Below are 24838 nucleotides of genomic sequence, written 5' to 3'. Positions count from 1 at the left end.
CGCAAGCCTACTAGCTCGTGCCCCAAGTGCCCCGAAGATCCGGGGGACACCCCTCAGGCGGGTGACACCGCGCGGCAGCCGCCGGGGCTGCGCTGGGCGCGGGCGGAGGCGTAGAGGCAGACCGCGGCGGCCGTCGCGAGGTTGAGGCTCTCGGCCTTGCCGTGGATCGGGACCCGCACCACGGCGTCGGCCAGCGCCCTGGTCTCCTCCGGCAGCCCCCAGGCCTCGTTGCCGAAGACCCAGGCGGTGGGGCCGCTCATGGAGCCGGTGTCCAGCTCGGCGTCGAGGTCGCGGTCGCCCGCACCGTCGGCGGCGAGGATGCGTACGCCGGCACCCCGCAGTCCGCTCACCACCCGCTCGACCGGGACGCCCACCGCGACCGGGAGGTGGAAGAGCGAACCGACCGAGGCCCGTACGGACTTGGGGTTGTAGAGGTCCACAGAGGCGTCGGTCAGCACGACCGCGTCGGCGCCCGCGGCGTCCGCGCAGCGCAGCACCGTACCGGCGTTGCCGGGGTCCCGGACGTTGGCGAGCACGGCGACCAACTGCGGGCGGGCGGCGAGGATTTCCTCGAAGGGCGAGTCGAGGAAGCCGCAGACGCCGAGCAGCCCCTGCGGGGTGACCGTCTGGGAGATGTCGGCGACGGTCCGGTCGTCGGCGTGGTGCACCCGCACCCCGGCCGCACGGGCCGCCTCGACGATGTCGGCGTGCCGCTCGGCGGCCTCGACCGTGGCGAACAGCTCGATGAGCGTCGGCGTCCCGCCGGTGCGGTGCGCGATGGCCTCCCGCACGGCCTGCGGGCCCTCGGCGATGAACCGGCGTTCCTTGCCGCGGAAGGCGCGGCGGGCCAGCCGCCGGGCGGCGGTGACGCGCGGGGAACGCGGGGAGATCAGCTCGGGGGTGCCCATGGGCGGCGGCTCGCTTCTGTTGTTCGTACGTGGGGCTCCCGGTCCGCGCGTGCGCACCCGGCCGGGACCGGAAAAGCGGCGGACCCGCAGGCCGGGGCCTGCGGGTCCGTCACAACGTCGTCAGGCTGGGGTTCAGGCAGCCTTCGGGGCGTTGACGTCGCTCGGAAGCGCCTTCTGCGAGGCCTCGACGAGCGCGGCGAACGCGTTGGCGTCGTTGACCGCGAGGTCGGCCAGGATCTTGCGGTCCACCTCGATGTTGGCGGCCTTCAGACCCTGGATGAAGCGGTTGTAGGTCATGCCGTTGGCGCGGGCAGCGGCGTTGATGCGCTGGATCCACAGCTGACGGAAGTCGCCCTTGCGCTTCTTGCGGTCGTTGTAGTTGTAGACGAGGGAGTGGGTGACCTGCTCCTTCGCCTTGCGGTACAGGCGGGAGCGCTGGCCACGGTAGCCGCTGGCCTGCTCGAGGATCGCCCGGCGCTTCTTGTGGGCGTTGACTGCCCGCTTGACGCGTGCCACTTGTTAACTCCTTGTAGCGGGGCCGTGGTTGTCGTCACACGGCCCGAATCGATTGGGTCCCGGTCCGAGTCGCGCGCCCCTCCGTTTCCTCGGGGCGCGTCGGCTCACTTGCCGAGAAGCTTCTTGATCTTCGCGGCGTCGCCCGGGGCCATCTCGGCGTTGCCGGTGAGGCGACGCGTCACGCGGGACGACTTGTGCTCGAGCAGGTGGCGCTTGCCGGCGCGCTCACGCAGCACCTTGCCGGAGCCGGTGACCTTGAAGCGCTTGCTGGCACCGCTGTGCGTCTTGTTCTTCGGCATGCGCCGTTCTCTCCTCGTCAGTGGCGCCCCCGCCGGCTGGTACCGGCATGCGGGAGCGTCATGTGTATCGATTGATGTCCGGGGCGGGGCGCCCCGGCGCGAACCGGGGCTCACGCCTCGGGGATCACGCCTGGGCGTGCTCCCCCGTGGGCTCCTCCGCAGAGGCTCCACCCTGGCGCTCCGCCTTGCGGGCGGCCTGCGCCTCACGGGCCTCGGCCATCGCCTCGGTCTTCTTCTTGTGCGGACCGAGGACCATGATCATGTTGCGGCCGTCCTGCTTCGGGTTCGACTCGATGAAGCCGAGCTCCTGGACGTCCTCCGCGAGGCGCTGCAGCAGTCGGAAGCCCAGCTCGGGGCGGGACTGCTCGCGACCACGGAACATGATCGTGATCTTGACCTTGTCACCCTGCTTGAGGAACCGGACGACGTGACCCTTCTTGGTGTCATAGTCGTGCGGGTCGATCTTCGGCCGGAGCTTCATCTCCTTGATGACCGTGTGCGCCTGGTTCTTGCGCGCCTCACGGGCCTTCATGGCCGACTCGTACTTGAACTTTCCGTAGTCCATGAGCTTGCAGACCGGCGGACGGGCGTTCGCCGCCACCTCGACCAGGTCGAGGTCGTACTCCTGCGCAAGCTCCAGGGCCTTGGCAAGCGGCACGATGCCGACCTGCTCGCCACTGGGACCGACGAGTCGCACCTCGGGGACGCGAATCCGGTCGTTGATGCGGGGCTCGGCGCTGATGGATCCTCCTCGGTAGCACCACGCGACGGCCTGGCGGACTGCCGCGTAACGTCTTTTTCGGTGTGACCTACCGCGCCGGTACATGAAAAACGCCCCGGACGGGACACAGGCGGGGCTCCACGTGGATCTGGAGCACCGCCGCGAAGTCTCCGCGGGGCGCAGCCGGACCGTTGACCCGCCAACCGTGAGGTCGGTCGGGTGGGAGATCGGAGCCTCCACTTGTGGGCCGGTCACATGCGTGTCCGGCCGGTCGGAACACCAGAATACACGAGTCAAGGGGTGGCACCCACTTCTGTGCCGGCGCGGACGTGCGCCGTGACGGGGATGACACTCCCCGACGCGGGGTCCGGCGGCACTGCCCATAGGCTGGAGCCGACCCCTCAGCAGGAAGAAGTCCGAAGACATGAGTGACCAGACCCCGCAGCAGCCCGGCGCCGCGCACGCGGCGAGCCCGGCCGGCCCCGATTTCGACGCCATGACCCGTGACATCGCGGAGGTGCCTGCGGTCGAGGTGATCACCACGGTCGCGGTGCACCTGATGAGTTCGGCGGCGGTCAACCTCGGGCTCGCCGAGGACGGCGAGACGCACAAGGACCTCGACGAGGCGCGCAAGCTCATCCAGGCGCTGGCCGGGCTGGTCACCGCCAGCGCCACCGAGATCGGCTCGTACCACGCCGCGCCGCTGCGGGACGGGCTGAAGTCGCTCCAGCTGGCGTTCCGCGAGGCCTCGGTCGTGCCGGACGAGCCGGGCCAGGGCCCCGGGGAGAAGTACACCGGTCCGGTCCACGGCTGAGCCGGGCGGCGGACCGCCGCACGCAGAGGTGACGGGCCCCGGCCGGGAACACGGCCGGGGCCCGTCGTGTGCGCGGCGCGGGCGGGCTCAGAGCCCGTCGTCGGTGGTGGCCGCGGACTCGGGGGGCATCGACTCGTCGGCGACGAGCACCGGCTCGTGCGGTGGATGGGTGAGCTGGTGGACCACCGAGGCGATGGCGGCGCCGATCAGGGGCGCGACGATGAACAGCCACAGCTGGGTGATGGCCGCGCCGCCCGCGAACAGCGCCGGGCCGATGGAGCGCGCCGGGTTCACGCCGGTGCCGTCCAGCGGGACGCCGATGAGGTGGACGGCGGCCAGGGCCAGTCCGATCGCCATGCCGTTGAAGCCGATCACGGCCACCTTGTGGGTGACCGACAGCCACACGTAGACCAGCAGGAAGGTCATCAGTATCTCGGCGACGAAGGCACCGCCGAGGTTGAGGTGGACCGCCGAGCGGTCGCCCCAGCCGTTCGTGCCGAAGGAGGCATGGGTCTGGAGGCCCGGGATCTGCTTGGCGACCAGGAAGAGCAGGGCCGCGCCGGCGATGGCGCCGACCACCTGGGCGATCCAGTACTCGGCGGCCGTGCGCAGGGTGATCCGGCGGGACAGCAGCATGCCCAGGGTCACCGCTGGGTTGAAGTGGCAGCCCGAGACCGGGCCGAGGGCGTAGGCCAGCGCCACCATGGTGAAGCCGAAGGCCAGGGCGATGCCGAAGGTGCCGATGTATTCGCCCGCCAGCACTGCCGAGCCGACGGCGAAGAACACCAGGAGCAGGGTGCCGAGGAACTCGGATACGACCGTGCGGGTCAGTACCGACGAGATCTCCGATTTCTCCATGGGGGCTCTCCTCGCGTGGATCTTGAGCTCTCCTCGCATTGTGCGGCCCTGGAGACGAACCCGCCCGTCGACGACAGCGGGTCCGGCCGGGGGCACCGGGCCCCCGGCGTGGGGTGTCAGCGCCGGTAGAACGGCTCGTCGGCCCCCGTGCCGCCCGGCGGCAGCAGGGCGAGGTCCAGGCCCCGGACGAGCCGGGCCCGGAGGACCTCGTCGGCGGCCAGGGCACGGGCCAGGCGCTGGGCGACCTCGGCGGCCGGGGCGTCGGGGGCGAGGCCGAGGGCGAGGGTGGCGTCGGTCTCCTCGGACGGCGTGAGGCGGGCGACGAGCACCGCGGGTTCGGCGTCGAGCAGGGTGCGCAGGGCGTCGGTGACGGCCGGGTCGGCGAGCGGGTCGGCGCTGGTGCGGCCCTCGGCGAGGGCGCGCAGCGCGGGGCCGGTGAGCTGGTAGGTGACCGGGCCGGCCAGGTCGACGACGACGGTGTCGGCCTGCTCGTGGGAGGCGGCGAGCAGCGCCTGCGGCAGCGGGACCGCGACCGGGCGGGCGTCGGCCCGCCAGCGCCGGAGGGTCTCCGTGGAGGTGAAGGCGGGGAGGGCGCGGCGGCCGTCCGGGGCCTGGAGGGTGGGGACGGCCATGTCGCTGGTCTTCTCCCGGCGCAGGCCGTCGGGTCCGGTCTCGACCTCGCCGAGGACGGCCACCACGGGCACCAGGACGCGGGCGCCGGCCAGCGCCGTCAGCAGCTCGGGCTCGGCGCCGCGGTCCCGGTCGTAGGCCGCCAGGGCCGCGGCCAGGGCCGGGTCGGCGGAGCCGTCGTCGTCGGCGAAACCGGGGTCGGGAATGTTCTTCTGCACCGCCCGAGCGTATCGGGTGGGTCCGCGGCGCCACCGGGCGCGGGGCGGAGCCCGCGACGGGTGCCGGGGCGCGGGTCAGTGGTCGAGGAAGCGGTTGCGCCAGAGGACGGCGGCGGTCGCGAGGAGGACCAGGCCCGCGGCGCCGGCGGTCCAGGGGAGCCACGAGGTGCCGGTGTCCTCGGTGGCGTCCGCCGAGGGGCCGGGGCCGAAATAGCGGTCGGTGTAGGCGGCGGGGGACGGCTTCTGCGGCGTGGGCCGGAGGTCGGCGGCCGCGTCGAGCGCGGCGGCGAGGTCGATCAGGCCCGAGCCGTAGTCGTCGTCGCGGCCGCCCTCGGGGCGGTCCTGTGCGCTGGAGGTGAGCACCCGGCGGATCTGGGCCGGGCTCAGGTCCGGGTGGGCGGAGCGGATCAGGGCGACGGCGCCGGAGACGAAGGCGGCGGCGGGGCTGGTGCCCCAGCCCCGGACGTAGTCCCGCTCGGGGTCGGCCATGACGATGTCGAAGCCCGGCGCGCTGACCGTGGCGTACCAGTGGCGGGTGGAGAAGCGGGCGCGGCCCCCCAGGTGGGTGACGGCGGTGGCCGTGATGACGCCCGGGTAGGCGGCGGGGTAGGAGACGTGGTTGCCCTTCTCGCCGCCGTTGCCCGCGGAGGCGACGACGGGGATGCCCTTGGCGAGGGCGTACTGGATCGCGGCGTCCTCGCGGGGCTCGGGGTGCGCGGACTCGCTGTCGTCGCCCAGCGACATATTGATCACGTCGGCGCCGTGGTCGGCGGCCCAGCGGATGCCGTCGGCGAGCGCGCCCGCCTTCTCCGTACGGGCGCGGCCGCGCTGCGGGTCGTCGTCCTCCAGGATCACCCGGACCGGCAGGATCCGGGCCTCCGGGGCGAGCCCCAGCACACCGTCGCCGCCGCCCGCGCCATGGCCGCGGCCTGCGATGATGCTGGCCATTCCGGTGCCGTGCCGGGCCCAGGAGGAGTCCCCGGGGCCGGCCCCGAAACCGACCAGGTCGCGCTCGGGGTCCACCTGTCCTTCCAGATCGGCGTGGTTGGCGTCCACACCGGTGTCCAGGACCGCGACGGTGACGCCCTTGCCCTTGGTGGTGCGCCAGGCCTGCGGGGCGTGGACGGCGTCGAGGGCCCACTCCTGGTCCCGGAGGGTGTCGGCCCGTGCGGGGACGGCAGGCAGGACGGCGAGGGCCGCGGAGGCCAGGGCAAGGGCGGTGCCGCGCAGCACGGGGTGCGTCATGACGAGGCCTCCGTCGTCTGCGGGGGGCGGCCGGCCGCCTTGCGGAAGTCCGCCTCGACGCGGTCCGCGAGGCCCTTCGCGTCGTGGCCCAGGCCGGATTCGGCCGGGGCGGTGGTGGCGCCGGTCCGGACGGCGGCCTCGGCGGGCTGCGGCTCGGTGCCGGTGCGGCCGTCGGCGAAGCCGGAGACGGCGTAGACCACGACCGGGATGTCGGTGAGGATGCGGACGGTCCAGCTGGCCCGCTGGGCCCGGCCGAAGTCCTCGGCCGGGGTGCCCTTGGCGGCGTACGGCACCGGCAAGAGATCGGTGCGGCTGCCCAGACTCTTCGTGCTGAAGCGGGTGTTGAGGGCCATCATCCCCGGCTGGTCGGCCTTGGTGGTCTGCGCGCCGACCGTGATGACGCCGGTGCGGGTGGCGTCGGTGTAGGTGGCGCGCAGCAGACGGGTGCAGCCGGCGCGGGCGAGCGCGGCGGCGAGCTCGGGGTCGTAGGCGTCGCGGCAGCCGCTGTCCGGGGCGACGGCGATCCGGGTCCAGGTCCGGTCGGCGCCGCCGGGCCCGGCGCCCAGGCCGTTGACGGTGCGTGGGAAGAGCCGGTCAACGGGGGTGTTGTGCCAGACGTCGCGGCCCTTGGTGAAGGCGGCCGCGGCGGAGGCCGGGGCGGCGCCGGCCTCGTCGGTGAGCCAGCTCCCGGCCGCGGCGCCGCCGAGCAGGCCGATACCTAGGACGAGGCAGGCCGCGGCGCCGAGCAGCCGGGGGCCGGGGCGGCGGGCGGACGGGCGCCGGGGCATCGCCGGGGCCCCGGGGGCGGCCCCAACTCCGTTGCGTGGAGGGGCGGTTGCGGGCCAGGGCGGTTCGGCAGCGGGACCGGCGGCCGGGGTGCGGGGGGCCGGCGGGGCGGCCGGACCGCCGCCGGGGCCGCGGCCCTCGGCCCACAGGCTCTGACTGTTGGCCAGGTGGAAGGCGGCGGTGTCGCGGAAGCTGACGGGCGGGCCGGCGGGCGGCGGGGCGGGGGCGGCCGGTGCGGCGGGGGCCGGGGCGCCGGGCACGCGGGGCGGCGGCTGCGTACCGGCGGCGGGCGGCGGGACGCGGGGCGCGGCGGGCGGCGGGACGGTGGGGCGCGGCGGGACGGGGTGCGCGGCGGGGGGCGGGCCGGGTGCCGGTACCGACGGCTCGGCCGGGACCCGGCGCAGCACGGTCGTCCGCGGGTCCCCGTCCGGCTCCGGCGCCCCGGCCGGGCCCGGCCGGTGGGGCGGCTGCGGGGGTATCGGTGGAATGTGCCGGGCATCGGCGAATTCGGCGTCGGTGCTCACCCGCGCTCCCCCTTGCACCGCTGACCACCGGCTCCGATCCGCAATCGGGGCACGGTGGTTCGTATCCGGACAACACTCCGCTGACCTGCTGGTTGCGGTGTCGGGCCACTCTAAGGGCTGGCACAGCCGGTGCTCCAACCCCTGTCCGCTCTGTCGCAATCTCTCCCCTACCCAGTGGTAGTGGGGTCTGGCAGGCTGCGGCCATGCCCCAGTACACATCCGATACAGAGGGCGACACAGCCCCCGCGCAAGCTCTCCACCCGGTCCGCACAGGGGAGACCCGCTTCGACCGGGCCACCGCCGAGTTCGACGCGCCGCTGGCCGTCGTCGACCTGGCGGCCTTCGACGCCAACGCCGCCGACCTGGTGCGCCGCGCGAGGGGCAAGCCGATCCGGGTGGCGAGCAAGTCGGTGCGCTGCCGGGCGCTGCTGGAACGGGTGCTGGCCCGGGACGGCTTCGCGGGGATCATGAGCTTCACGCTCGCCGAGTCGCTGTGGCTGGCCCGCTCGGGCTTCCCGGACGTCCTGCTGGCGTATCCGTCGGCGGACCGGGCGGGCTTCGCCGAGCTGGCCGCCGATCCGGAATCGGCGGCCGCGGTGACGGTGATGATCGACGATCCGGTGCAGCTGGATCTGATCGACGCGGCCCGGCCGGCCGGCGGTTCGGGCGAGGAGATCCGGGTGTGCCTGGAACTGGACACCTCCTACCGGCTGTTGGGCGGGAGGGTGCGGGTCGGTGCCCGCCGTTCCCCGCTGCGGGCGCCCGGCCAACTGGCCGCGCTGGCCCGGACGGTGGTGCGCCGCCCGGGGTTCCGGCTGGTGGGGCTGATGGCCTACGAGGGGCATGTGGCGGGGGTCGGCGACGAGGTCGCCGGCAAGCCGGTGTTCTCGCGGACGGTCCGGGTGATGCAGGCGGCGGCGCGCAGGGAGCTGGCGCGGCGGCGCTGGGCGGCCGTACGGGCGGTGCGGGACATCGCGCCGCGGCTGGAGTTCGTCAACGGCGGCGGGACCGGCAGTGTGCAGCACACCGCGGCGGAGGCGGCGGTCACCGAGGTCGCGGCCGGGTCGGGGCTGTACGTGCCGCGGCTGTTCGACAACTTCCGGTCGTTCAGCGGGCGTCCGGCGGCGCTGTTCGCCCAGCCGGTGGTGCGGCGGCCGGGCCCCGGGGTGGTGACGGTGCTGGGCGGCGGCTATCCGGCGTCCGGGGTGGCGGGGCCGGACCGGCTGCCGGTGCCGTATCTGCCGGCCGGGCTGCGCTACGACCCGCAGGAGGGCCCCGGCGAGGTGCAGACCCCGCTGCTGGGGCCGGCCGCGGACGGACTGCGGCTCGGCGACAAGGTGTGGTTCCGGCACGCGAAGGCCGGTGAGCTGTGTGAGCGGTTCTCCGCCCTGCATCTGATCGACGGGGACCGGGTGGTGGACACGGTGCCGACGTACCGGGGGGAGGGGCACACCTTCCTGTGACGGTGTGCCCCTCCCCCTGTGTTCCCCGTCAGCCGTGGATGCGGTCCTGCTGGTCGGGCACGATGCTGCCGTCGGCGCGGCGGACCGGGCCGAGCGAGCCGTCCGGCTCGGTGTAGCCGGCGGTCGCGCACGGGTACGGGTCGGCCTGGCGCTTCTTCGGCTCGATGAACATCGGGTTGACCAGCCAGCGGTGGTCGGCGTTGTCGTACGCCCGGCACATCAGCTCGGTCTTGTTGCGGTTGATGGCCAGGTGCCCGGCGGTGGCGTCGCCGACGAAGGTGACGTCGGTGTCGGCGTCACCGGCCGCGAAGGCGGGGCGGTGCGCCGGGTCCTGCTGCTGCCAGGCCTTGGCGCCCTTGACGTGGAAGATCTCCTGGTTGATCCAGCAGCGCTTGCCGTCGATGTAGGTCAGGACCTCGCCGTTGGTGTCCTTGACGTCGCCGCAGCCCTGGACGCCGGTGGTGAGCTTGCCGTCGCGGACGAGGTTGCGGATGCCGATGACGTGGTCACGGTCGATGCCCACACCGGGCGCCCAGGCGCGGACCAGCGGCTCGGCCGAGGCGGAGACGATGTAGACGTCGAAGCCGGCCTTCTTGAGGGTGGCGATGAGGTCGCGCTGCTGGTCGTAGTAGCGGACGTAGCCCTCCATCGTGTGCGTGCCGACCTTCTGCTCCCTGCCGATCGGCGCGGCGAGGTTCTGGGCGCGGGCGGCGCGGGCGTACGCGGTCAGCCGGGCGGGGCTGTGGCCGGCGAACAGCTGGGTGATCCAGACGTATTCGGGGACCGTGCGGCGGGCATTCCATTCGCCCTCGAACGCCTTCTTGCCGGTGGAGGTCTTGGCGTCCAGGTAGATGCCGAGGATCTCGTCGGTGCAGCCGGTGTCGGTCGACGTCGGCAGCGCACGGCCCGCGGGTACGGAGGTGCCGCAGGCCTTGGTGAGCGCGTCGGCGGCGGCCTTGGTCATCCACTTGTTGGTGGCCTGCCAGTCCGCGGGGCGCAGCACCTTGTCGTTGCGCAGCATCCAGGCCAGCGTGGCGTCGGAGATGTCGTTCTTGACGACGGTGTTGTCCCAGTCGAAGGTCGCGACCGGCCGCGCGCCCCCGGAGCCGGAGCAGCTGCCCCGCTCGTCGATCATCTTCTGGAGCTTGGCACGGTTGTCGCCGTACCAGCCCTTGGTCACATGGAGGGTGGGGCAGTGGCGCGGGGCCGGGCCCGCCGTGGCTGTTTGGGCGACGGCGACGCCGCCACCGCCCAAGACTGCGAGGGCAGCACCCGCTGCCATCCAGCGACGCTTGGTGAGCATGGAACGCACTCCTGTCGAACGAAGAACCGAAGGCGGACGCTAGCGTACGGCGGCCGGGCGTCGATTGACGTCCGGCCGCCGTGACGATGGCGCGCAGGTGAACAGCGCGCGGTTACAGGGGAGTCACGTACGCGCCCGCGATACCGCCGTCGACCAGGAATTCGGCGGCGTTGACGAACGAGGAGTCGTCGCTGGCGAGGAAGGCGACCGCGGAGGCGATCTCCTCGGGCTCGGCGAACCGGCCGACCGGGACGTGCACCAGGCGGCGCGCGGCGCGCTCGGGGTCCTTGGCGAACAGCTCCTTCAGCAGCGGGGTGTTGACCGGCCCCGGGCAGAGCGCGTTGACCCGGATGCCCTCGCGGGCGAACTGCACGCCCAGTTCGCGGGACATCGACAGCACGCCGCCCTTGGAGGCGGTGTAGCTGATCTGGGAGGTGGCGGCGCCCATCACGGCCACGAAGGACGCGGTGTTGATGATGGAGCCCTTGCCCTGCCGCTGCATGTAGGGCAGCGCGTGCTTGCAGCAGAGGTACACCGAGGTGAGGTTGACCTCCTGCACACGCTTCCAGGCGTCCAGGCCGGTGGTGAGGATGGAGTCGTCGTCGGGCGGGGAGATCCCGGCGTTGTTGAAGGCGATGTCGACCGATCCGTAGGTGTCGAAGGCGGTCTTGTAGAGCGCCTCGACCTGCTCGGAGTCGGTCACATCGACCTGGACGTAGGTCCCGCCGACCTCTTCGGCGGCGGCCTTGCCGGCCACCTCGTCGATGTCGGCGCAGACGACGTTGGCGCCTTCGGAGGACAGCCGGCGGGCGGTGGCCAGGCCGATGCCGCTGCCGGCTCCGGTGATCACGGCGGTACGGCCGACGAGGCGGCGGCACACTGCGGTCTGGTCGGTCACTTAGCGCTCCTCGGTGCTGATGAAGATGTTCTTGGTCTCGGTGAACGCGGACAGCGCGTCCGGGCCCAGCTCACGGCCGAGGCCGGACTGCTTGAACCCGCCGAAGGGGGTCCAGTAGCGCACGCTGCTGTGGGAGTTGACGGAGAGGTTGCCGGCCGCGACGGCGCGCGAGACCCGCAGCGCCCGGCCGACGTCACGGGTCCAGAGCGAGCCGGACAGCCCGTAGTCGGTGTCGTTGGCGATCCGGATCGCGTCGGCCTCGTCGTCGAAGGGGATGACGACGGCGACCGGGCCGAAGATCTCCTCGACGGCGGTACGGTCGTCGGGCCGCCCCTCCAGGACAGTGGCCGGGTACCAGAAGCCCTTGCCGCCGGGGGCCTCGCCGCGGATGGCGGCCGGGGCGTCCTCGGGGACGTAGGACCGTACCCGCTCCCGCTGGGCGGCGGAGATCAGCGGGCCCATCTGCGTCGCGGGATCGGCCGGGTCGCCGACCGTGAACGCCTTGACCGCGGGCTCCAGCAGCTCCATGAACCGGTCGTACACGGGGCGTTGGACGAGGATGCGGCTGCGGGCGCAGCAGTCCTGGCCGGTGTTGTCGAGGAAGGAGCCGGGCGCGGCGGCCGCGGCGGCCTCGACATCGGCGTCCGCGAAGACGATGTTGGGGCTCTTGCCGCCGAGTTCGAGGGTGAGCCGCTTGGTCTGCGCGGCGCAGCGGGCGGCGATCTGCCGGCCGGTGGCGGTGGACCCGGTGAAGACGACCTTGGCGAGGCCGGGGTGGTCGACCAGCGCGGTGCCGGTGACCGGGCCCTCGCCGGGCAGGACCTGGAAGAGGCCCTCGGGGAGCCCGGCCTCCAGGGCGAGTTCGGCGAGCCGCAGCGCGGTGAGCGGGGTGGTCTCGGCGGGCTTGAGGAGCACCGCGTTGCCGGCCGCGAGCGCGGGGGCGGTGCCCCAGGCGGCGATCGGCATCGGGAAGTTCCAGGGGGCGATCACCGCGACCACGCCGAGCGGCTCCTGAACGGTGATGTTCAGGCCGCCGGCGACCGGGATCTGGGTGCCGGTCAGGCGCTCCACTCCCCCGGCGGCGTAGTGCAGCAGATCGCGGACGTTGCCGGCCTCCCAGCGGGCGTTGCCCAGCGGGTGCCCGGCCTCCTTGAGTTCGAGCTCGGCGAGCGGCTCGATCTGCGCGTCGACGACCTCGGCGAACCGGCGCAGCAGCCGGGCCCGGTCGCCGGGGGCCACGGCGGCCCAGGCCTCCTGGGCGGCGGCTGCCCGCCGGACCGCGGCGTCGACCTGCTCGGGAGAGGTGGTGGGAACGGTGGCCACCACTTCCTCGGTGGCCGGGTTGAGGATCTTCAGCTCGTGCGATCCATGGGACACAGCGTGGTTCCTTACATGCGCTCGAAGGAGCGGAAGCGCTCCCAGTCCGTGACGGCGGCGTCGTAGGCGTCCTGCTCGACGCGGGCCATGTGGCGGTAGTGGTCGACGACCTCGTCGCCGAACGCCTCCCGGGCGATGGCGCTCTTCTCCCACAGCTCGGCGGCCTCGCGCAGGGTCGTGGGGACGTGCGCGGCGTCGCCGGTGTAGGCGTTGCCGGTGGTCGCCTCGGGCAGCTCCAGCTCGTGCTCTATGCCGTACAGACCGGCCGCGACCATGCCGGCGACCGCGAGGTAGGGGTTCACGTCGCCGCCGGGCAGGCGGTTCTCCAGGCGGTGGTTGCGGCCGTGGCCGACCACCCGCAGGGCGCAGGTGCGGTTGTCCGGGCCCCAGGCGACGGCGGTGGGCGCGAAGGAGCCGGGGCGGAAGCGCTTGTAGGAGTTGATGTTGGGCGCGTAGAGGAGGGTGAAGTCCCGCATCGCGGCGACCTGGCCGGCCAGGAAGTGCTGCATGGTCTTCGACATGCCGTACGGGCCGCTGTCGTCGGCCAGCACCGGCCGCCCCTCGGTGTCCTGCAGCGAGAGGTGGATATGGCAGGAGTTGCCCTCGCGCTCGTCGTACTTCGCCATGAAGGTGAGCGACATGCCCGCCTGGGAGGCGATCTCCTTGGCGCCGGTCTTGTAGATGCTGTGCTGGTCGCAGGTGGTGAGCGCCTCGTCGTAGACGAACACGATCTCGTGCTGGCCGAGGTTGCACTCGCCCTTGGCGGACTCGACGGTCATGCCGGCCGCGCCCATCTCGTTGCGGATGCGGCGCAGCACGGGTTCGACGCGGCCGGTGCCGAGGACGGAGTAGTCCCCGTTGTACTGGTTGGCGGGGTTCATCTCGCGGTAGCCGCGCGCCCAGGCGTCTTCGTAGGTGTCCTTGAAGAGCATGAACTCCAGCTCGGTGCCGGCGAAGGCCCGCCAGCCGCGCTCGGCGAGCCGGTCGAGCTGGCGGCGCAGGATCTGCCGGGGCGAGGCGACGACCGGTGAGCCGTCGTGCCAGGCGAGGTCGGCGGTGATCAGGGCGCTGCCCGGGTTCCAGGGGATGCGGCGCAGGGTGCCGGTGTCGCCGTGCATGGCGAAGTCGCCGTAGCCGCGCTCCCACGAGGACATTTCGTAGCCCTCGACGGTGTTGAGGTCGACGTCGACGGCGAGGAGGTAGTTGCAGCCCTCCGTACCGTGGTCGAGGACGGTGTCGAGGAAATATCGGGCCGCGAACCGCTTGCCCTGGAGCCTGCCTTGCATATCGGTGAAGGCGAGGACGACAGTGTCGATCTCCCCGGCGTCGACGAGGACTCTGAGGTCCTCGACGGAGAGTGGGGGCGTGCGGTCTGCCACGGTTTTGCCTCCTGTCACTGCATCCGGAGGTCATAAGGTAGGCACACGAACCATTGATTGGGAAGGGGTATCGATGGAGAGTGCGGCTGATCGGCTGGCACCGGTGCTGCGACCGGTCCGGGCGGGCAACGGTTTCGAGGAAGCCCTGGAACAGATACTCCAGATCGTCCGGCTCGGCCTGGTACCCCAGGGTGAACGGCTGCCCGCGGAGCGGGAGTTGGCGGAGCGGCTGCAGATCAGCCGGGTCACCCTGCGCGAGGTGCTGAAGGTACTGCAGGACGAGGGCCTGGTGGAGAGCCGGCGAGGGCGCTACGGCGGCACGTTCGTCCGGGTGCGTACGGAGAACCCGGGCGAGGCCGAGCTGCGGCGCCGGATCGAGAAGGTCGACGTCGAGGACACCCTGCGGTTCCGGGAGGTGCTGGAGGTGGGCGCGGCCGGACTGTGCGCCGCGCACGGGCTGTCCGACGAGCAGAGCGGCCGGCTGCGGGCGGCGCTCGCGGCGACCCAGGACGCCCCGCTCGCCGACTACCGCCGGCACGACACCCTGCTGCATCTGACGCTCGCCGAGCTGTCCGGCTCACCGTCGCTGGCGGCGCAGTACGCGGCGGTACGGGCGAGCGTGAACGATCTCCTGGACTGCATTCCGCTGCTGGTCCGGAATCTGGAGCACTCACAGACCCAGCACAGCGCACTGGTCGAGGCGGTGCTGGAGGGCGACGCGGACGGGGCGCGGGAGGTCATGCGGGAGCACTGCTGCGGGACCGCGGCGCTGCTGCGGGGGTTCCTGACCGCGCCGGCGCCGTGAGACACCGGACGGCAGCCGGCCCGTGGGCGCCGGTTAACCATTCTTTTACGCACGGGTCTTGCGCTGGGCCGGTACCCAGAGCAAAGGTATGCCGCTGAACCTTTGCTCGATTTCCCCCCTCGGCGAGGCAGGAGCGGCTCATGGCCGACAACACGGAATCGCAGACCGCACCGCCCCTCGGGGCCACCGGCGGAACATCGCCCGACGAGACCTATCTGGAGCGGCGGACCCTCCGCCGGGGCAGCGCGGGCCCCCTGCTGCTGACCGGCCTGGGCGTCGCCTACGTGGTCTCCGGCGATTTCTCGGGCTGGAACAACGGTCTGGCGCAGGGCGGCTTCGGCGGCCTGGCGATCGCCGCCGTCCTGATGGGCCTGATGTACACCTGTCTGGTCTTCGCGCTGGCGGAGCTGGCCTCGATCCTGCCGACCGCGGGCGGCGGCTACGGCTTCGCCCGCCGCGCCCTGGGCACCTGGGGCGGCTTCCTGACCGGCACCGCGATCCTGATCGAATATGTGCTGGCGCCCGCCGCGATCTCCATTTTCATCGGTGACTACATCGAATCGCTCGGCCTTTTCGGGCTGCACTCCAGCTGGCCGGTCTATCTCGTCTGCTTCGCGATCTTCATCGGCATCCATCTGTGGGGCGTGGGCGAGGCACTGCGCTTCAGCCTGATCGTCACCGCCATCGCGGTCGCCGCGCTCGTCGTCTTCGCGATCGCCGCGCTGACCGACTTCCATGTCGACTCGCTCAACGACATCCCCGTCAAGGCCGGCGCCTTCGGGGCGAACTCCTGGCTGCCGTTCGGCATCCTCGGCATCTGGGCGGCGTTCCCGTTCGGCATGTGGTTCTTCCTGGGCGTCGAGGGCGTGCCGCTGGCGGCCGAGGAGACCAAGGACCCGGCCCGTTCGCTGCCCAAGGCGATGGGCGCCGCGATGGGCATCCTGCTGCTGCTCGCACTGATCACCTTTGTCGCCGCGACCGGCGCCCGCGGCTCGGCGGCGATCCAGTCGGTGGGCGATCCACTGGTCCAGGCGCTGCAGCCGGACGGCAAGCCGACCACCGTCGGCCGGATCGTCAACTACGCCGGTCTCGCGGGCCTGGTGGCCTCCTTCTTCTCCCTCATCTTCGCCGGTTCCCGCCAGCTCTTCGCGCTCTCCCGGGCCGGCTACCTCCCCCGCTTCCTCTCCCTGACCAGCCGCCGCAAGGCCCCCTACCTGGGCCTGCTGGTGCCCGGCGCGCTCGGCTTCGCGCTGGCCGCGGCCACCGGCGACGGCGCCCGGATGCTCAATGTCGCGGTCTTCGGCGCCACCATCTCCTACGCGCTGATGGCGCTCTCCCACCTCGTGCTGCGCCGCCGCGAGCCCGGCCTGCCCCGCCCGTACCGCACCCCGGGCGGCATGCTGACCTCGTCCGTCGCGTTCGTGCTGGCCTGCTCGGCGCTGGTGGCGACGTTCCTGGTCGACAAGGAAGCCGCCTTCATCGCCCTCGGCGTCTACGTCGTGGCGCTCGCCTACTTCGCCTTCTACTCCCGGCACCGGCTGGTGGCCACCGCGCCCGAGGAGGAGTTCGCGGCGCTGGCGGCCGCGGAGGCGGAGCTCGCACGCGACTGACCGGCACATCGGGACACGCCCCACGGCGGCCCGGGACCTCCCGGCCGGCCCGGCCGTCCCCGCACCGCACCCACCCCACGTACGCACGGAGGACCACACCCCATGTCCCAGCCCCTCATCGGCATCAGCACCTACCAGGAAGAGGCCCGGTGGGGGGTGTGGACGCTGCCCGCCGCGCTGGTGCCCGCCGGATATCCCAAGCTGGTGCAGCGCTCGGGCGGGCTGGCCGCGCTGCTGCCGCCGGGCGATCCGGCCACCGCCGCCGCGGCCGTCGCCCGGCTGGACGGTCTGGTGATCGCCGGCGGCGCGGATGTCGAGCCGGTGCGCTACGGCGCGGAGCCGCACCCCCGGACCGGCCCGCCCGCCCGGGACCGGGACGCCTGGGAGCTGGCCCTGATCGAGGCCGCGTTGGCGGGCGGCGTCCCGCTGCTGGGCATCTGCCGCGGCCTCCAGCTGCTGAACGTGGCGCTGGGCGGCTCCCTCGTCCAGCACCTCGACGGGCACGCCGGAGCGCCCGGGGTCTTCGAGCAGCACGAGATCAAACCGGTCCCCGGGACCCTGCTGGGCCGTACGCTCCCCGAGCCGGTCGCCGTGCCGACGTACCACCACCAGGCCGTGGACCGGATCGGCCGCGGCCTGTTGACCTCGGCGTACGCGGAGGACGGCACCATCGAGGCGCTGGAACTCCCGGGCGCCTACGGCTTCGCGCTGGCGGTGCAGTGGCACCCGGAGGCCGGGGACGACACCCGGGTGATGGACGCGCTGGTCGCCGCGGCAGGCGGGTCGTCCACCGGGGAGTGACGGGCCGGCCCCCGGCCGCCGCGCCCCGGGTGCCTCAGGAGGTGCCGCGGGTCAGCCCGAGCAGTTCGCGGGCCGGGCCCGCGGGCCGTTGACCGGTGGGCCACACGGCGCGCAGCGCACGGCCGAGCCGCAGTCCGCGCACCGGAATCTCCACCAGCCGGCGCGCGGTCAGCTCCTCACCGACGGCGAGTTCGCTGAGCACGGACGGCGCGGCCTCGCTCACCACCGCCGCCTTCACGGCGGTGGTCGAGGCGAGTTCCAGCAGCGGCTCGGCCAGGCCGCCGTGCCGGGCGAGCGCCGCGTCCAGCACCTGGCGGGTGCCGGAGCCCCGTTCGCGCAGGATCAGCGGGGTCGCGGCCAGTTCGGCGGCGGTCAGCTCCGTACGGCGCCGGGTCCAGGGGTGGGACGGCGCGGCGACCACGATCAGCCGGTCCTGTCCGATGACCGTGCCGTCCAGTCCCGCCGGCACCTCCAGCCCCTCCACGAACCCGAGATCGGCCGCGCCCGCCAGCAACCGCTCGGCGACCGCACGGGAGTTGCCCGCCAGCAGGGACACGGCGGTGTCCGGCCGCCGCGCGCGCAAGGCGATCAGCCAGCCCGGCAGCAGATACTCGGCGATCGTCATGCTGGCCGCGACCCGCAGCCGGGAGTCGCGCCGCCCCCGCAGCGCCTGTGCGCCCGCGTCGAAGGCCTCGGCCGCCTCCACCACCCGCCGCGCCCAGTCCGTCACCAGCACACCGGCGTCGGTCAGCCGGGAACCGCGCGGCGAGCGCTCCACCAGCGCCACCCCCAACTGCCGCTCCATCGACCGGATGCGGCTGCTGGCGGCGGGCTGGGAGATGCCCCGCGCACGGGCCGCCCGCCCCAGACTCCCCAGCCGGGCGACGGCGAGCAGCAGCTCCAGCGCGCCCAGATCCGGGACCCGGTGCGACAGCGGCACGGCGACGGGCTCGTCCTCAGCACCCATAAATCCCCCTGCACATAACCCCAGCTTATGCCCTCATAGACACCGGGTCCCTGGTGGCGGGCGCCGGGGGCGACGAGGCTGCTCCCATGGCAACCGTCGCGCAAGCACCTTCCCGTACCGACCCCACCGCCCCCGGCACCCCGCCGACCGCGCCCACGCCCGCGGCCTCGGTCCGCCATCTGGGGCCGAACTGGTACGCCACCGTCATGGGCACCGCGATCGTCGCGAGCGCCGGCGCCGCCCTGCCGTTCACCGCGCCCGGCCCGCGCCTCGCCTGCCAGGCGGTCTGGGCGCTGTCCGCGCTGATGCTGCCGGTGCTGCTGGCCGCCAGGGCCGTGCACTGGGTCCGCCACCGCGACCAGGCCCGCCGCCAGCTGCTGGACCCGGCCGTCGCCCCGTTCCACGGCTGTCTCGCCATGGCGCTGCTGGCGGTCGGCGGCGGCACGCTCGCGGTGGGCCGGGACGTCATCGGCACACCGGCCGCGGTGGCCGCCGACGCGGTGCTGTGGACCGCCGGCACCGTGACCGGTCTGGTGGGCGCCGCGGCGATCCCGTATCTGATGGTGACCCGGCACCGCATCGAGCCCGGCAGCGCCTCGCCCGTCTGGCTGCTGCCGCTGGTCGCGCCCATGGTGTCGGCGGCGGTCGGCCCGGCGCTGGTGCCCCATCTGCCGGCCGGCCCGTGGCAGCGGGCCCTGCTGTTCGGCTGCTACGCCCTGTTCGGAATGTCCCTGCTGGCCACGCTGCTCGTGCTGCCGCTGGTGCTGTCCCGGCTGATCCACCACGGCCCGCTGCCCCTGGCGCTCACCCCCACGCTGTTCCTGGTCCTCGGCCCGCTGGGCCAGTCCACCACCGCGGTGAACCACCTCGCCGACGCCGCCCCGGGCGTCGTGAACGCCTCGACCGCCCACGCCATGGGCGCCTTCGCGGTGCTCTACGGCGTCCCGGTGATGGGCTTCGCGCTGCTGTGGCTGGCGCTCGCCGGCGCGCTGGTGGTCCGCGCCTTCCGCCGCGGGATGGGCTTCTCGATGACCTGGTGGGGCTTCACCTTCCCGCTCGGCACCTGTGTCACGGGTGCGGCGGGTCTGGCCCGGCACACCGGTCTGGGTGCCTTCGACTGGCTCGCCACGGCGCTGTTCGCGGCCCTCGCGACGGCGGTGGCGGTGGCCGGTACCCGTACCGCCGCCGGCCTGGCCCGCGGCAGCCTGCTGCGCCCGCCGCGGCCGGTCACGCCGTAGCCGTCCGCGGCCGGGGCCGGTCCCGCGCAGGACGGTCCTCCCTCAGCGGGCCCCGGCCAGCGCCGCTGCCAGCGCGGCCGGGGCCTCCGCCAGCGACGGCCCGTACCAGGTCAGAAAGCGCCCGCTGACCAGCGCGGCGGGCAGAGCGGGAAACGCCTCGGGGCCGTCCTCGGCGGTAAAGCGGTAGGGCTCGTCGGGGAGGACGACGAGATCGGCGCCGGCCGCGTTGAGTGCATCGAGCGGGATTCGCGGGTAGCGGTCGGTGTGGTCCGCGTAGCGATTGCGGACGCCCAGACGGGCCAGGAGGTCACCGGCGAAGGTGTCCCGCCCCAGCACCATCCACGGCCGGCGCCAGACCGGCACCACCGCGGTCCTTCCCCAGGCTCCCCCCTCCGTTCGAGCAGAGGAGACCCCGATCGCCGCCGGGACCGGCAGCGCCCGCCAGGCGTCCTCGGCGGCGTCCAGCCATCCGGGCCTGGGCAGTCGGCAGCCGTCCACCAGCACCCGCGTCAGCTCGTCCCACGCCTGGTCCAGCGTCCGCACCGCGGTGACCAGGACGGACGGCCCGGCGGCCCGGAGCGCGGCCAGGTCCTGCGGACGGTTCTCCTCCTCGTTGGCGAGCACCAGATCGGGCGCCAGCGCCACGATCCGGCCGAGGTCGGGGTTCTTGGTGCCGCCGATCCGTGCGGCGCCGAGCCCGGCGGGGTGGCTGCACCAGTCGGTGACCCCGACCAGAAGTTCCGGCGCGGACGCCGCCACCGCTTCGGTGAGCGACGGCACCAGGGACACCACGCGCCGCGGGGAACGGTGACCGGTCATCCGCTCACGGTACGTGTCCCGCCACCGCGCGGGCAGTACGCCGTCGGCCCGTGTCCCGGCTCAGGAGCGCCCGCCGACCGTACGCCGCAGCCAGAACGCCGCGCCCGCCGCGAGCGCCAGCAGCGCCAGACCCCCGGCCGCCTGAGCGGCGTTCACCCCCTCGATCCGGCCGTCGCGCACCGAGACGGTCTCGGTGAAGCTCGCCCCGCCCGGCGCGCAGTGGATGGTGACCGGGTAGCGGCCCGGCGCGGTCCCCTCGGCGACCCGGACCTGGGCGGCCATCCCGCGCTCCCCCGGCCGCAGCTCCACCGAGCCGAACAGCCGCGACGACGCCCGCACCCCGCGGGCCGGAGCGCACCGGCTGCCGTCGCTGATGCTCACCCGTTGACCGGCCACCATCGGGTCGGGGTCGACCCGGGCGGCGGCGGGGGGCGCGGCGAGCCCGAGGGCGGTGGCGCCGATCAGAGCGACGGCGGCGGGATGTGCGGGGTTCACGAGCGTCTCCTTCGCCGGCCGCCCACTACGGCGGCCCCTCAGGAAAAATCGGGCACACAGCTGAGCGAATCACCTGACCCACCCCGTCGCGCAGCAAACGCCGCCGGTCGGGTGATCCGCCGCGGCGCCGCGGCGCCGGTCCACGCGAGAGCCCCGCCACCGGCAGTTGCCTGGTGGCGGGGCTCGCCGCACCGCGGAACGGGTCACGCGCGCACGCGACCGCGCGAACTACCCGTCGTACGGGCTCACTTCACGGGCGCCATCTTGTCGACGATGCCCGGGTGGTCACCGATCCACTTCTCGACGCCCTTGTTCTCGTTGCCCTTGCCGGCGTCCTGGATGTCCTTCTCCAGGCTGCCCAGCTCATCGGGGCTCATCTTCCAGTTCTTCAGCCAGCCGTGGAACTCCGGGAACTTCTTCGGGAAGCTCTTGTTGCCGAGCGTCTTGATCTGGTTGTTGGCGCCCCAGGTGCCCTTGGGGTCCTTGAGCTTGGTGAGCTTGTACTTGCTGTACGCCCAGTGCGGCGACCACAGCACGACCGCCACCGGCTCCTTCTTGTGGTACGCCCGGTCCAGCTCCGTGAGCATGGCGCTGGTGCCGGCCGAGGTGACCTCGAAGTCCTGCAGGCCGTACGCGGGGGCGACGGTGTCCTTGAGGCGCTTCATCTCGCCGGTGCCCGGCTCGATTCCGATGATCTTGCCCTTGAACTCGTCCTTGTGCTCCCGCAGGTCGTCCAGGGTCTTCACACCCTTGACGTACGACGGCACCGCGATCTCCAGCGAGGTCTTGTCGTACCAGGGGCCGACGTCGACGAGATCCTTCTTGTACTTGTCCCAGTACTGCTTCTGCGCGACCGGCAGCCAGCCGTCCGTCTCCACGTCGATCTGGCCCGTGGACAGTCCCGTCCACATCGGTCCGATGTCGAGGTTGCGGATGTTCGGCTTGTAGCCGCGCTTCTCCAGGACGTTCTTCCACAGGTACGTGGTGGCGATGCCCTCGTCCCACGCCGGGTAGCCGATGTTCGGCGCCTTGCCGGCGTCCTTGCCCTTGGCGTACGAGGCAGCGGCGGACGGCGCGAGCTTGTCGACCAGGCCGGGGTGCTTCTTCAGCCAGGTGCGCACACCGTCCTGCTCATGGCCCTCACCGGCGCTCTTGATGTCGTTCTCGAGGCTGGTCAGCTGCTTCTCGTCCAGGTGGAAGTTCTTCATCCACTTGGCGACCTCGGGCTCGTCCTTGGCGAAGCCCTTGCGGCCCAGCAGGTGCAGGCTGTCACCGGAGCCGAAGGAGCCCTTGGGGTCCTTGAGCTTGGTGAGCTTGTACTTGTCGTACGCCCAGTGCGGCGACCACAGCGTGACCGCGATCGGCTTCTTGGCGTGCAGCGAGCGGTCCAGCTCGGTGAGCATGGACGCGGTGCTGGACTGCTGGACCTTGTACTCGCCGCCCAGGCCGTAGTCCTTGAGGACCTTCTCCTTGAGGATCTTCATCTCGCCGGCGCCCGGCTCGATGCCGGTGATCTTGCCGCCGAACTCGCCGCCCTTGCCCTTGAGGTCGTCAAGCGTCTTGACGTCCTTCATGTAGGCCGGGACCGCGATCTCCAGGGAGGTCTTGTCGTACCAGGCTCCGAGGTCCTCCAGCTTGTCCTGGTACTTCTTCCAGTACGAGGCGTGGGTGGTCGGCAGCCAGGCGTTGGTCTGGACGTCGATGTCACCGCGGGCCTGCCCGGCGAACAGCGGACCGGCCTCCAGCGCCTGGACCTTGGGCTTGTAGCCGCGCTCCTCCAGGACTTCCTTCCAGAGGTAGGTGGTGGCCTTGCCCTCGTCCCAGTTGACGTAGCCGAGGCTGATCGGCCGGCCGTTGCCGCCGCCGGCCCCGCCGTCGCCCTTGCCGAAGTGGCTCATCCCGCCGGCCAGCAGCGCCAGCACGACGATGCCGACCATGGCCACGGAGGTGGCGGGCCGCCACCGCAGGAACTTCAGTCCGCCGAGCGCCGCCTGCGCCTTGGCCAGCGCCCGCCGGCCCAGCGGGGAGACCCGCTCGTTGAGCGCACCGGTCATCCGGTCCAGGTACATGGCGAGGATGACGACCGCGATGCCGGACTCGGCGCCCAGCGCCACGTCGACCGAGCTGATCGCGTTGTAGACGGACGAGCCGAGACCGCCGCCGCCGACCATGCCGGCGATGACGACCATGGACAGCGCCAGCATGATGACCTGGTTGACACCGGCCATGATCGTGGGCAGTGCCAGCGGCAGCTGGACGCGGAAGAGCGTGCGCCGCGGGTGGGTGCCGAACGCCTCGGCCGCCTCGACCAGTTCCTCGTCGACCTGCCGGATGCCGAGTTCGGTCATCCGGACCGCGGGCGGCATGGAGAAGACGATGGTGGCGACGATGCCGGGGACGACACCGAGACCGAAGAAGAGGATGCCGGGGATGAGGTAGACCATCGCCGGCATCGTCTGCATCAGGTCCAGGACCGGACGCAGCAGACCGCCGACGACCCGGCTGCGGGCCGCCCAGATACCGAGCGGCACCGCGACCACCACAGTGATCAGGCAGGCCACCAGCACCAGGGAGAGCGACTCGATGGTCGGGCCCCACTGCTCCACCGAGTCGATCAGGGCGAAGCCGAGGAAGGTGAGCAGGGCGGCCGGCAGACCGCGCAGCCACCAGGCGAGCACCGCGAGAATGCCGGCCAGCAGCAGCGGCTCGGGGCCGGCGAGGACGGTGTGAATCCCGTCGTAGAGACCGTTCAGCACCTTCGTGATGAGGGTGAAGAGCCAGTCGAGGTTGTCCCGCAGCCAGTTGACGGCGTGCTCCGCCCAGCTGCCTATCTGGATCCTAGGCACCGGCGATCACCTTGTCCTCGGGCTCGTGGCCGGCCGACGCGTCCGCGGCGGCCGTCTTGGCGGGCGCGGGGACCGCACCGGCCGGGTCCTGCCCGGCGGCTTCACCGAGGACGGCGAGCAGCCGCTCGGCCGTCACCGCGCCGACCAGGTCACCGTGCTCATCGGTCACCGCGACCGGAACGGTGCCGGCCGAGCAGGGCGTGAACAGCTCGGCCAGCGGGGTGTCCACACCGACGGTGGCGGGCGCCGCGGCCCGGAACTCCGCCGCGGTGGTGAGCTTCCCGCCCTCCGGGGTCGTCGCCCCGAGCACGGTCCCGACCTCGGCCATGACCGCGCCCGCGGTCAGCACCCGGCTGCGGTCCACGTCCTGGATGAAGGACGCCACATAGTCGTTGGCGGGGCGCACGAGGATGTCCTCGGCGCTGCCCGTCTGCACGATCCGGCCGTCCCGCATCACCGCTATCCGGTCACCGAGGCGCATCGCCTCGTTGAGGTCGTGGGTGATGAAGACGATGGTCTTCTTCAGGGTCTTCTGCAGTTCGAGCAGCTGGTCCTGCATATCGCGGCGGATCAGCGGGTCGAGCGCGCTGAAGGACTCGTCCATCAGCAGCAGATCGGCGTCGGTGGCCAGCGCCCTGGCCAGGCCCACCCGCTGCTGCATACCGCCGGACAGCTCGTCGGGCCAGGACTTCTCCCAGCCCTTGAGCCCGGTGAGTTCCAGTGCCTCGGTGGCGCGCCGGGTGCGCTCGGCGCGCGGGACGCCCTGGACCTCCAGACCGTAGGCGGCGTTCTCCAGCACACTGCGGTGGGGGAAGAGCGCGAAGTGCTGGAAGACCATGGAGATCTTCTGGGAGCGGACCTTGCGCAGCTCCTTGTCACCGATCGAGGTGAGGTCCTGGCCGTCGATCCGGACGGTGCCCGCGGTCGGCTCCAGCAGCCCGTTGAGCATCCGCAGCAGGGTGGACTTACCGGAACCGGACAGACCCATGACGACGAAGATCTGGCCCTCGTCCACCTCGATCGACGCGTCGATCACCGCGGCGGTGGTGCCTTCGGCCCGCAGCTCGTCCCGGCTCCTGCCGGATTCGAGTGCGCGGACCGCGTCCTCGGGTCGTCTGCCGAACACCTTGTACAGGTGCTCGGCGTGAAGCCTGGACACATGTGCCTCTCTTGTTGTGCGGGTAACGACCTGCCACCCCCGTAGCCAGGTCGTGGAGCGGCACGGGTTCGGCCCGCCTTTACCGGTCGAATAGTTGAAATCCGACCGGGTCCACTCCGGCCCCGCGCCTGCCCGGCCTTATCTGACTCAAACGCGACG

23 protein-coding genes are annotated in these 24838 nt (G+C 72.7%); 6 read left to right on the top strand and 17 right to left on the bottom strand.

From position 1 onward, the window contains the following. Positions 1–53 precede the first annotated feature (53 nt). The 4 genes from ACFW5B_RS02685 to infC all read right to left on the bottom strand — a co-directional run bounded on the left by ACFW5B_RS02685 (position 54) and on the right by infC (position 2549). A complete protein-coding gene (locus ACFW5B_RS02685) occupies positions 54–908 on the bottom strand; it encodes a TrmH family RNA methyltransferase (RefSeq protein WP_386432121.1) in 855 nt (284 codons plus the stop codon). A gap of 132 nt (positions 909–1040) precedes the next feature. Next, entirely contained in the window at positions 1041–1424 is a 384-nt protein-coding gene (gene rplT, locus ACFW5B_RS02680) for a 50S ribosomal protein L20 (protein ID WP_018087732.1), read from the bottom strand. Positions 1425–1528: 104 nt separating this feature from the next. Continuing rightward, complete coding sequence (gene rpmI, locus ACFW5B_RS02675; protein WP_016576627.1) at positions 1529–1723, bottom strand: 50S ribosomal protein L35; 195 nt, start codon at positions 1721–1723, stop codon at positions 1529–1531. A 124-nt stretch (positions 1724–1847) separates the two neighbouring features. Next, the gene (gene infC, locus ACFW5B_RS02670; protein WP_386432116.1) at positions 1848–2549 is read right to left on the bottom strand and encodes a translation initiation factor IF-3; all 702 of its coding nucleotides are present in this window, start codon (positions 2547–2549) and stop codon (positions 1848–1850) included. A gap of 319 nt (positions 2550–2868) precedes the next feature. Between infC and ACFW5B_RS02665 the strand changes: the two genes are divergently transcribed. Further along, positions 2869–3258 (top strand): DUF1844 domain-containing protein, encoded by a 390-nt coding sequence (locus tag ACFW5B_RS02665; protein ID WP_386432113.1) that lies wholly within the window; start codon positions 2869–2871, stop codon positions 3256–3258. An 87-nt stretch (positions 3259–3345) separates the two neighbouring features. Here the strand turns inward: ACFW5B_RS02665 and ACFW5B_RS02660 are convergent, their stop codons facing one another. The 4 genes from ACFW5B_RS02660 to ACFW5B_RS02645 all read right to left on the bottom strand — a co-directional run bounded on the left by ACFW5B_RS02660 (position 3346) and on the right by ACFW5B_RS02645 (position 7519). Beyond that, the gene (locus ACFW5B_RS02660) at positions 3346–4116 is read right to left on the bottom strand and encodes an MIP family channel protein (protein ID WP_386432110.1); all 771 of its coding nucleotides are present in this window, start codon (positions 4114–4116) and stop codon (positions 3346–3348) included. 116 nt (positions 4117–4232) lie between these two features. Next, positions 4233–4964, bottom strand: coding sequence for an SseB family protein (locus ACFW5B_RS02655; RefSeq protein ID WP_386432107.1), 732 nt, complete (start codon positions 4962–4964; stop codon positions 4233–4235). A gap of 75 nt (positions 4965–5039) precedes the next feature. Next, on the bottom strand, positions 5040–6209 hold the full coding sequence (gene mycP, locus ACFW5B_RS02650) for a type VII secretion-associated serine protease mycosin (RefSeq protein WP_386432104.1): 1170 nt from the start codon (positions 6207–6209) through the stop codon (positions 5040–5042). Then, entirely contained in the window at positions 6206–7519 is a 1314-nt protein-coding gene (locus ACFW5B_RS02645) for a hypothetical protein (RefSeq protein WP_386432101.1), read from the bottom strand. The genes mycP and ACFW5B_RS02645 overlap by 4 nt, the downstream gene beginning before the upstream one ends. 203 nt (positions 7520–7722) lie before the next feature. Between ACFW5B_RS02645 and ACFW5B_RS02640 the strand changes: the two genes are divergently transcribed. Beyond that, positions 7723–8982, top strand: a complete 1260-nt coding sequence (locus tag ACFW5B_RS02640) for an amino acid deaminase/aldolase (RefSeq protein ID WP_386432098.1) — start codon at positions 7723–7725, stop codon at positions 8980–8982. A 28-nt stretch (positions 8983–9010) separates the two neighbouring features. Here ACFW5B_RS02640 and ACFW5B_RS02635 read toward each other — a convergent pair whose 3' ends face one another. The 4 genes from ACFW5B_RS02635 to ACFW5B_RS02620 form a co-directional block, all read right to left on the bottom strand. Next, the gene (locus ACFW5B_RS02635; protein ID WP_386432095.1) at positions 9011–10285 is read right to left on the bottom strand and encodes an HAD family hydrolase; all 1275 of its coding nucleotides are present in this window, start codon (positions 10283–10285) and stop codon (positions 9011–9013) included. Positions 10286–10397: 112 nt separating this feature from the next. Continuing rightward, positions 10398–11183, bottom strand: coding sequence for a 3-oxoacyl-ACP reductase (locus ACFW5B_RS02630; protein ID WP_386432092.1), 786 nt, complete (start codon positions 11181–11183; stop codon positions 10398–10400). Next, entirely contained in the window at positions 11184–12560 is a 1377-nt protein-coding gene (locus ACFW5B_RS02625; RefSeq protein ID WP_386432089.1) for an aldehyde dehydrogenase family protein, read from the bottom strand. It abuts the gene before it with no gap. A gap of 11 nt (positions 12561–12571) precedes the next feature. Beyond that, complete coding sequence (locus tag ACFW5B_RS02620; protein WP_386432086.1) at positions 12572–13939, bottom strand: glutamine synthetase family protein; 1368 nt, start codon at positions 13937–13939, stop codon at positions 12572–12574. A 73-nt stretch (positions 13940–14012) separates the two neighbouring features. On the opposite strand from ACFW5B_RS02620, the gene ACFW5B_RS02615 reads away from it, so the two are divergent. From ACFW5B_RS02615 to ACFW5B_RS02605, 3 genes are all read left to right on the top strand, one after another. Further along, positions 14013–14744 (top strand): FadR/GntR family transcriptional regulator, encoded by a 732-nt coding sequence (locus tag ACFW5B_RS02615; protein ID WP_386432083.1) that lies wholly within the window; start codon positions 14013–14015, stop codon positions 14742–14744. A 140-nt stretch (positions 14745–14884) separates the two neighbouring features. Then, the gene (gene eat, locus ACFW5B_RS02610) at positions 14885–16354 is read left to right on the top strand and encodes an ethanolamine permease (RefSeq protein ID WP_386432080.1); all 1470 of its coding nucleotides are present in this window, start codon (positions 14885–14887) and stop codon (positions 16352–16354) included. A 102-nt stretch (positions 16355–16456) separates the two neighbouring features. Continuing rightward, positions 16457–17155, top strand: a complete 699-nt coding sequence (locus ACFW5B_RS02605; protein WP_386432077.1) for a gamma-glutamyl-gamma-aminobutyrate hydrolase family protein — start codon at positions 16457–16459, stop codon at positions 17153–17155. Positions 17156–17189: 34 nt separating this feature from the next. Here the strand turns inward: ACFW5B_RS02605 and ACFW5B_RS02600 are convergent, their stop codons facing one another. Continuing rightward, positions 17190–18122, bottom strand: a complete 933-nt coding sequence (locus tag ACFW5B_RS02600; RefSeq protein WP_386432074.1) for a LysR family transcriptional regulator — start codon at positions 18120–18122, stop codon at positions 17190–17192. An 86-nt stretch (positions 18123–18208) separates the two neighbouring features. Between ACFW5B_RS02600 and ACFW5B_RS02595 the strand changes: the two genes are divergently transcribed. Continuing rightward, the gene (locus ACFW5B_RS02595) at positions 18209–19360 is read left to right on the top strand and encodes a TDT family transporter (protein WP_386432072.1); all 1152 of its coding nucleotides are present in this window, start codon (positions 18209–18211) and stop codon (positions 19358–19360) included. Positions 19361–19402: 42 nt separating this feature from the next. On the opposite strand, the gene ACFW5B_RS02590 is transcribed toward ACFW5B_RS02595, so the two are convergent. From ACFW5B_RS02590 to ACFW5B_RS02575, 4 genes are all read right to left on the bottom strand, one after another. Continuing rightward, a complete protein-coding gene (locus ACFW5B_RS02590) occupies positions 19403–20179 on the bottom strand; it encodes a helical backbone metal receptor (RefSeq protein ID WP_386432069.1) in 777 nt (258 codons plus the stop codon). Positions 20180–20239: 60 nt separating this feature from the next. Then, complete coding sequence (locus ACFW5B_RS02585) at positions 20240–20674, bottom strand: hypothetical protein (RefSeq protein WP_386432066.1); 435 nt, start codon at positions 20672–20674, stop codon at positions 20240–20242. A 245-nt stretch (positions 20675–20919) separates the two neighbouring features. After that, a complete protein-coding gene (locus tag ACFW5B_RS02580; protein ID WP_386432062.1) occupies positions 20920–23520 on the bottom strand; it encodes an ABC transporter permease/substrate binding protein in 2601 nt (866 codons plus the stop codon). After that, positions 23513–24679, bottom strand: coding sequence for a glycine betaine/L-proline ABC transporter ATP-binding protein (locus ACFW5B_RS02575; protein WP_386432059.1), 1167 nt, complete (start codon positions 24677–24679; stop codon positions 23513–23515). The genes ACFW5B_RS02580 and ACFW5B_RS02575 overlap by 8 nt, the downstream gene beginning before the upstream one ends. Positions 24680–24838: the final 159 nt, after the last annotated feature.

This window comes from Streptomyces sp. NPDC058773 (genome assembly GCF_042746015.1).
In the GTDB taxonomy this organism is placed as follows: domain Bacteria; phylum Actinomycetota; class Actinomycetes; order Streptomycetales; family Streptomycetaceae; genus Streptomyces.
This window is presented reverse-complemented; position numbering and strand designations above follow the sequence as displayed.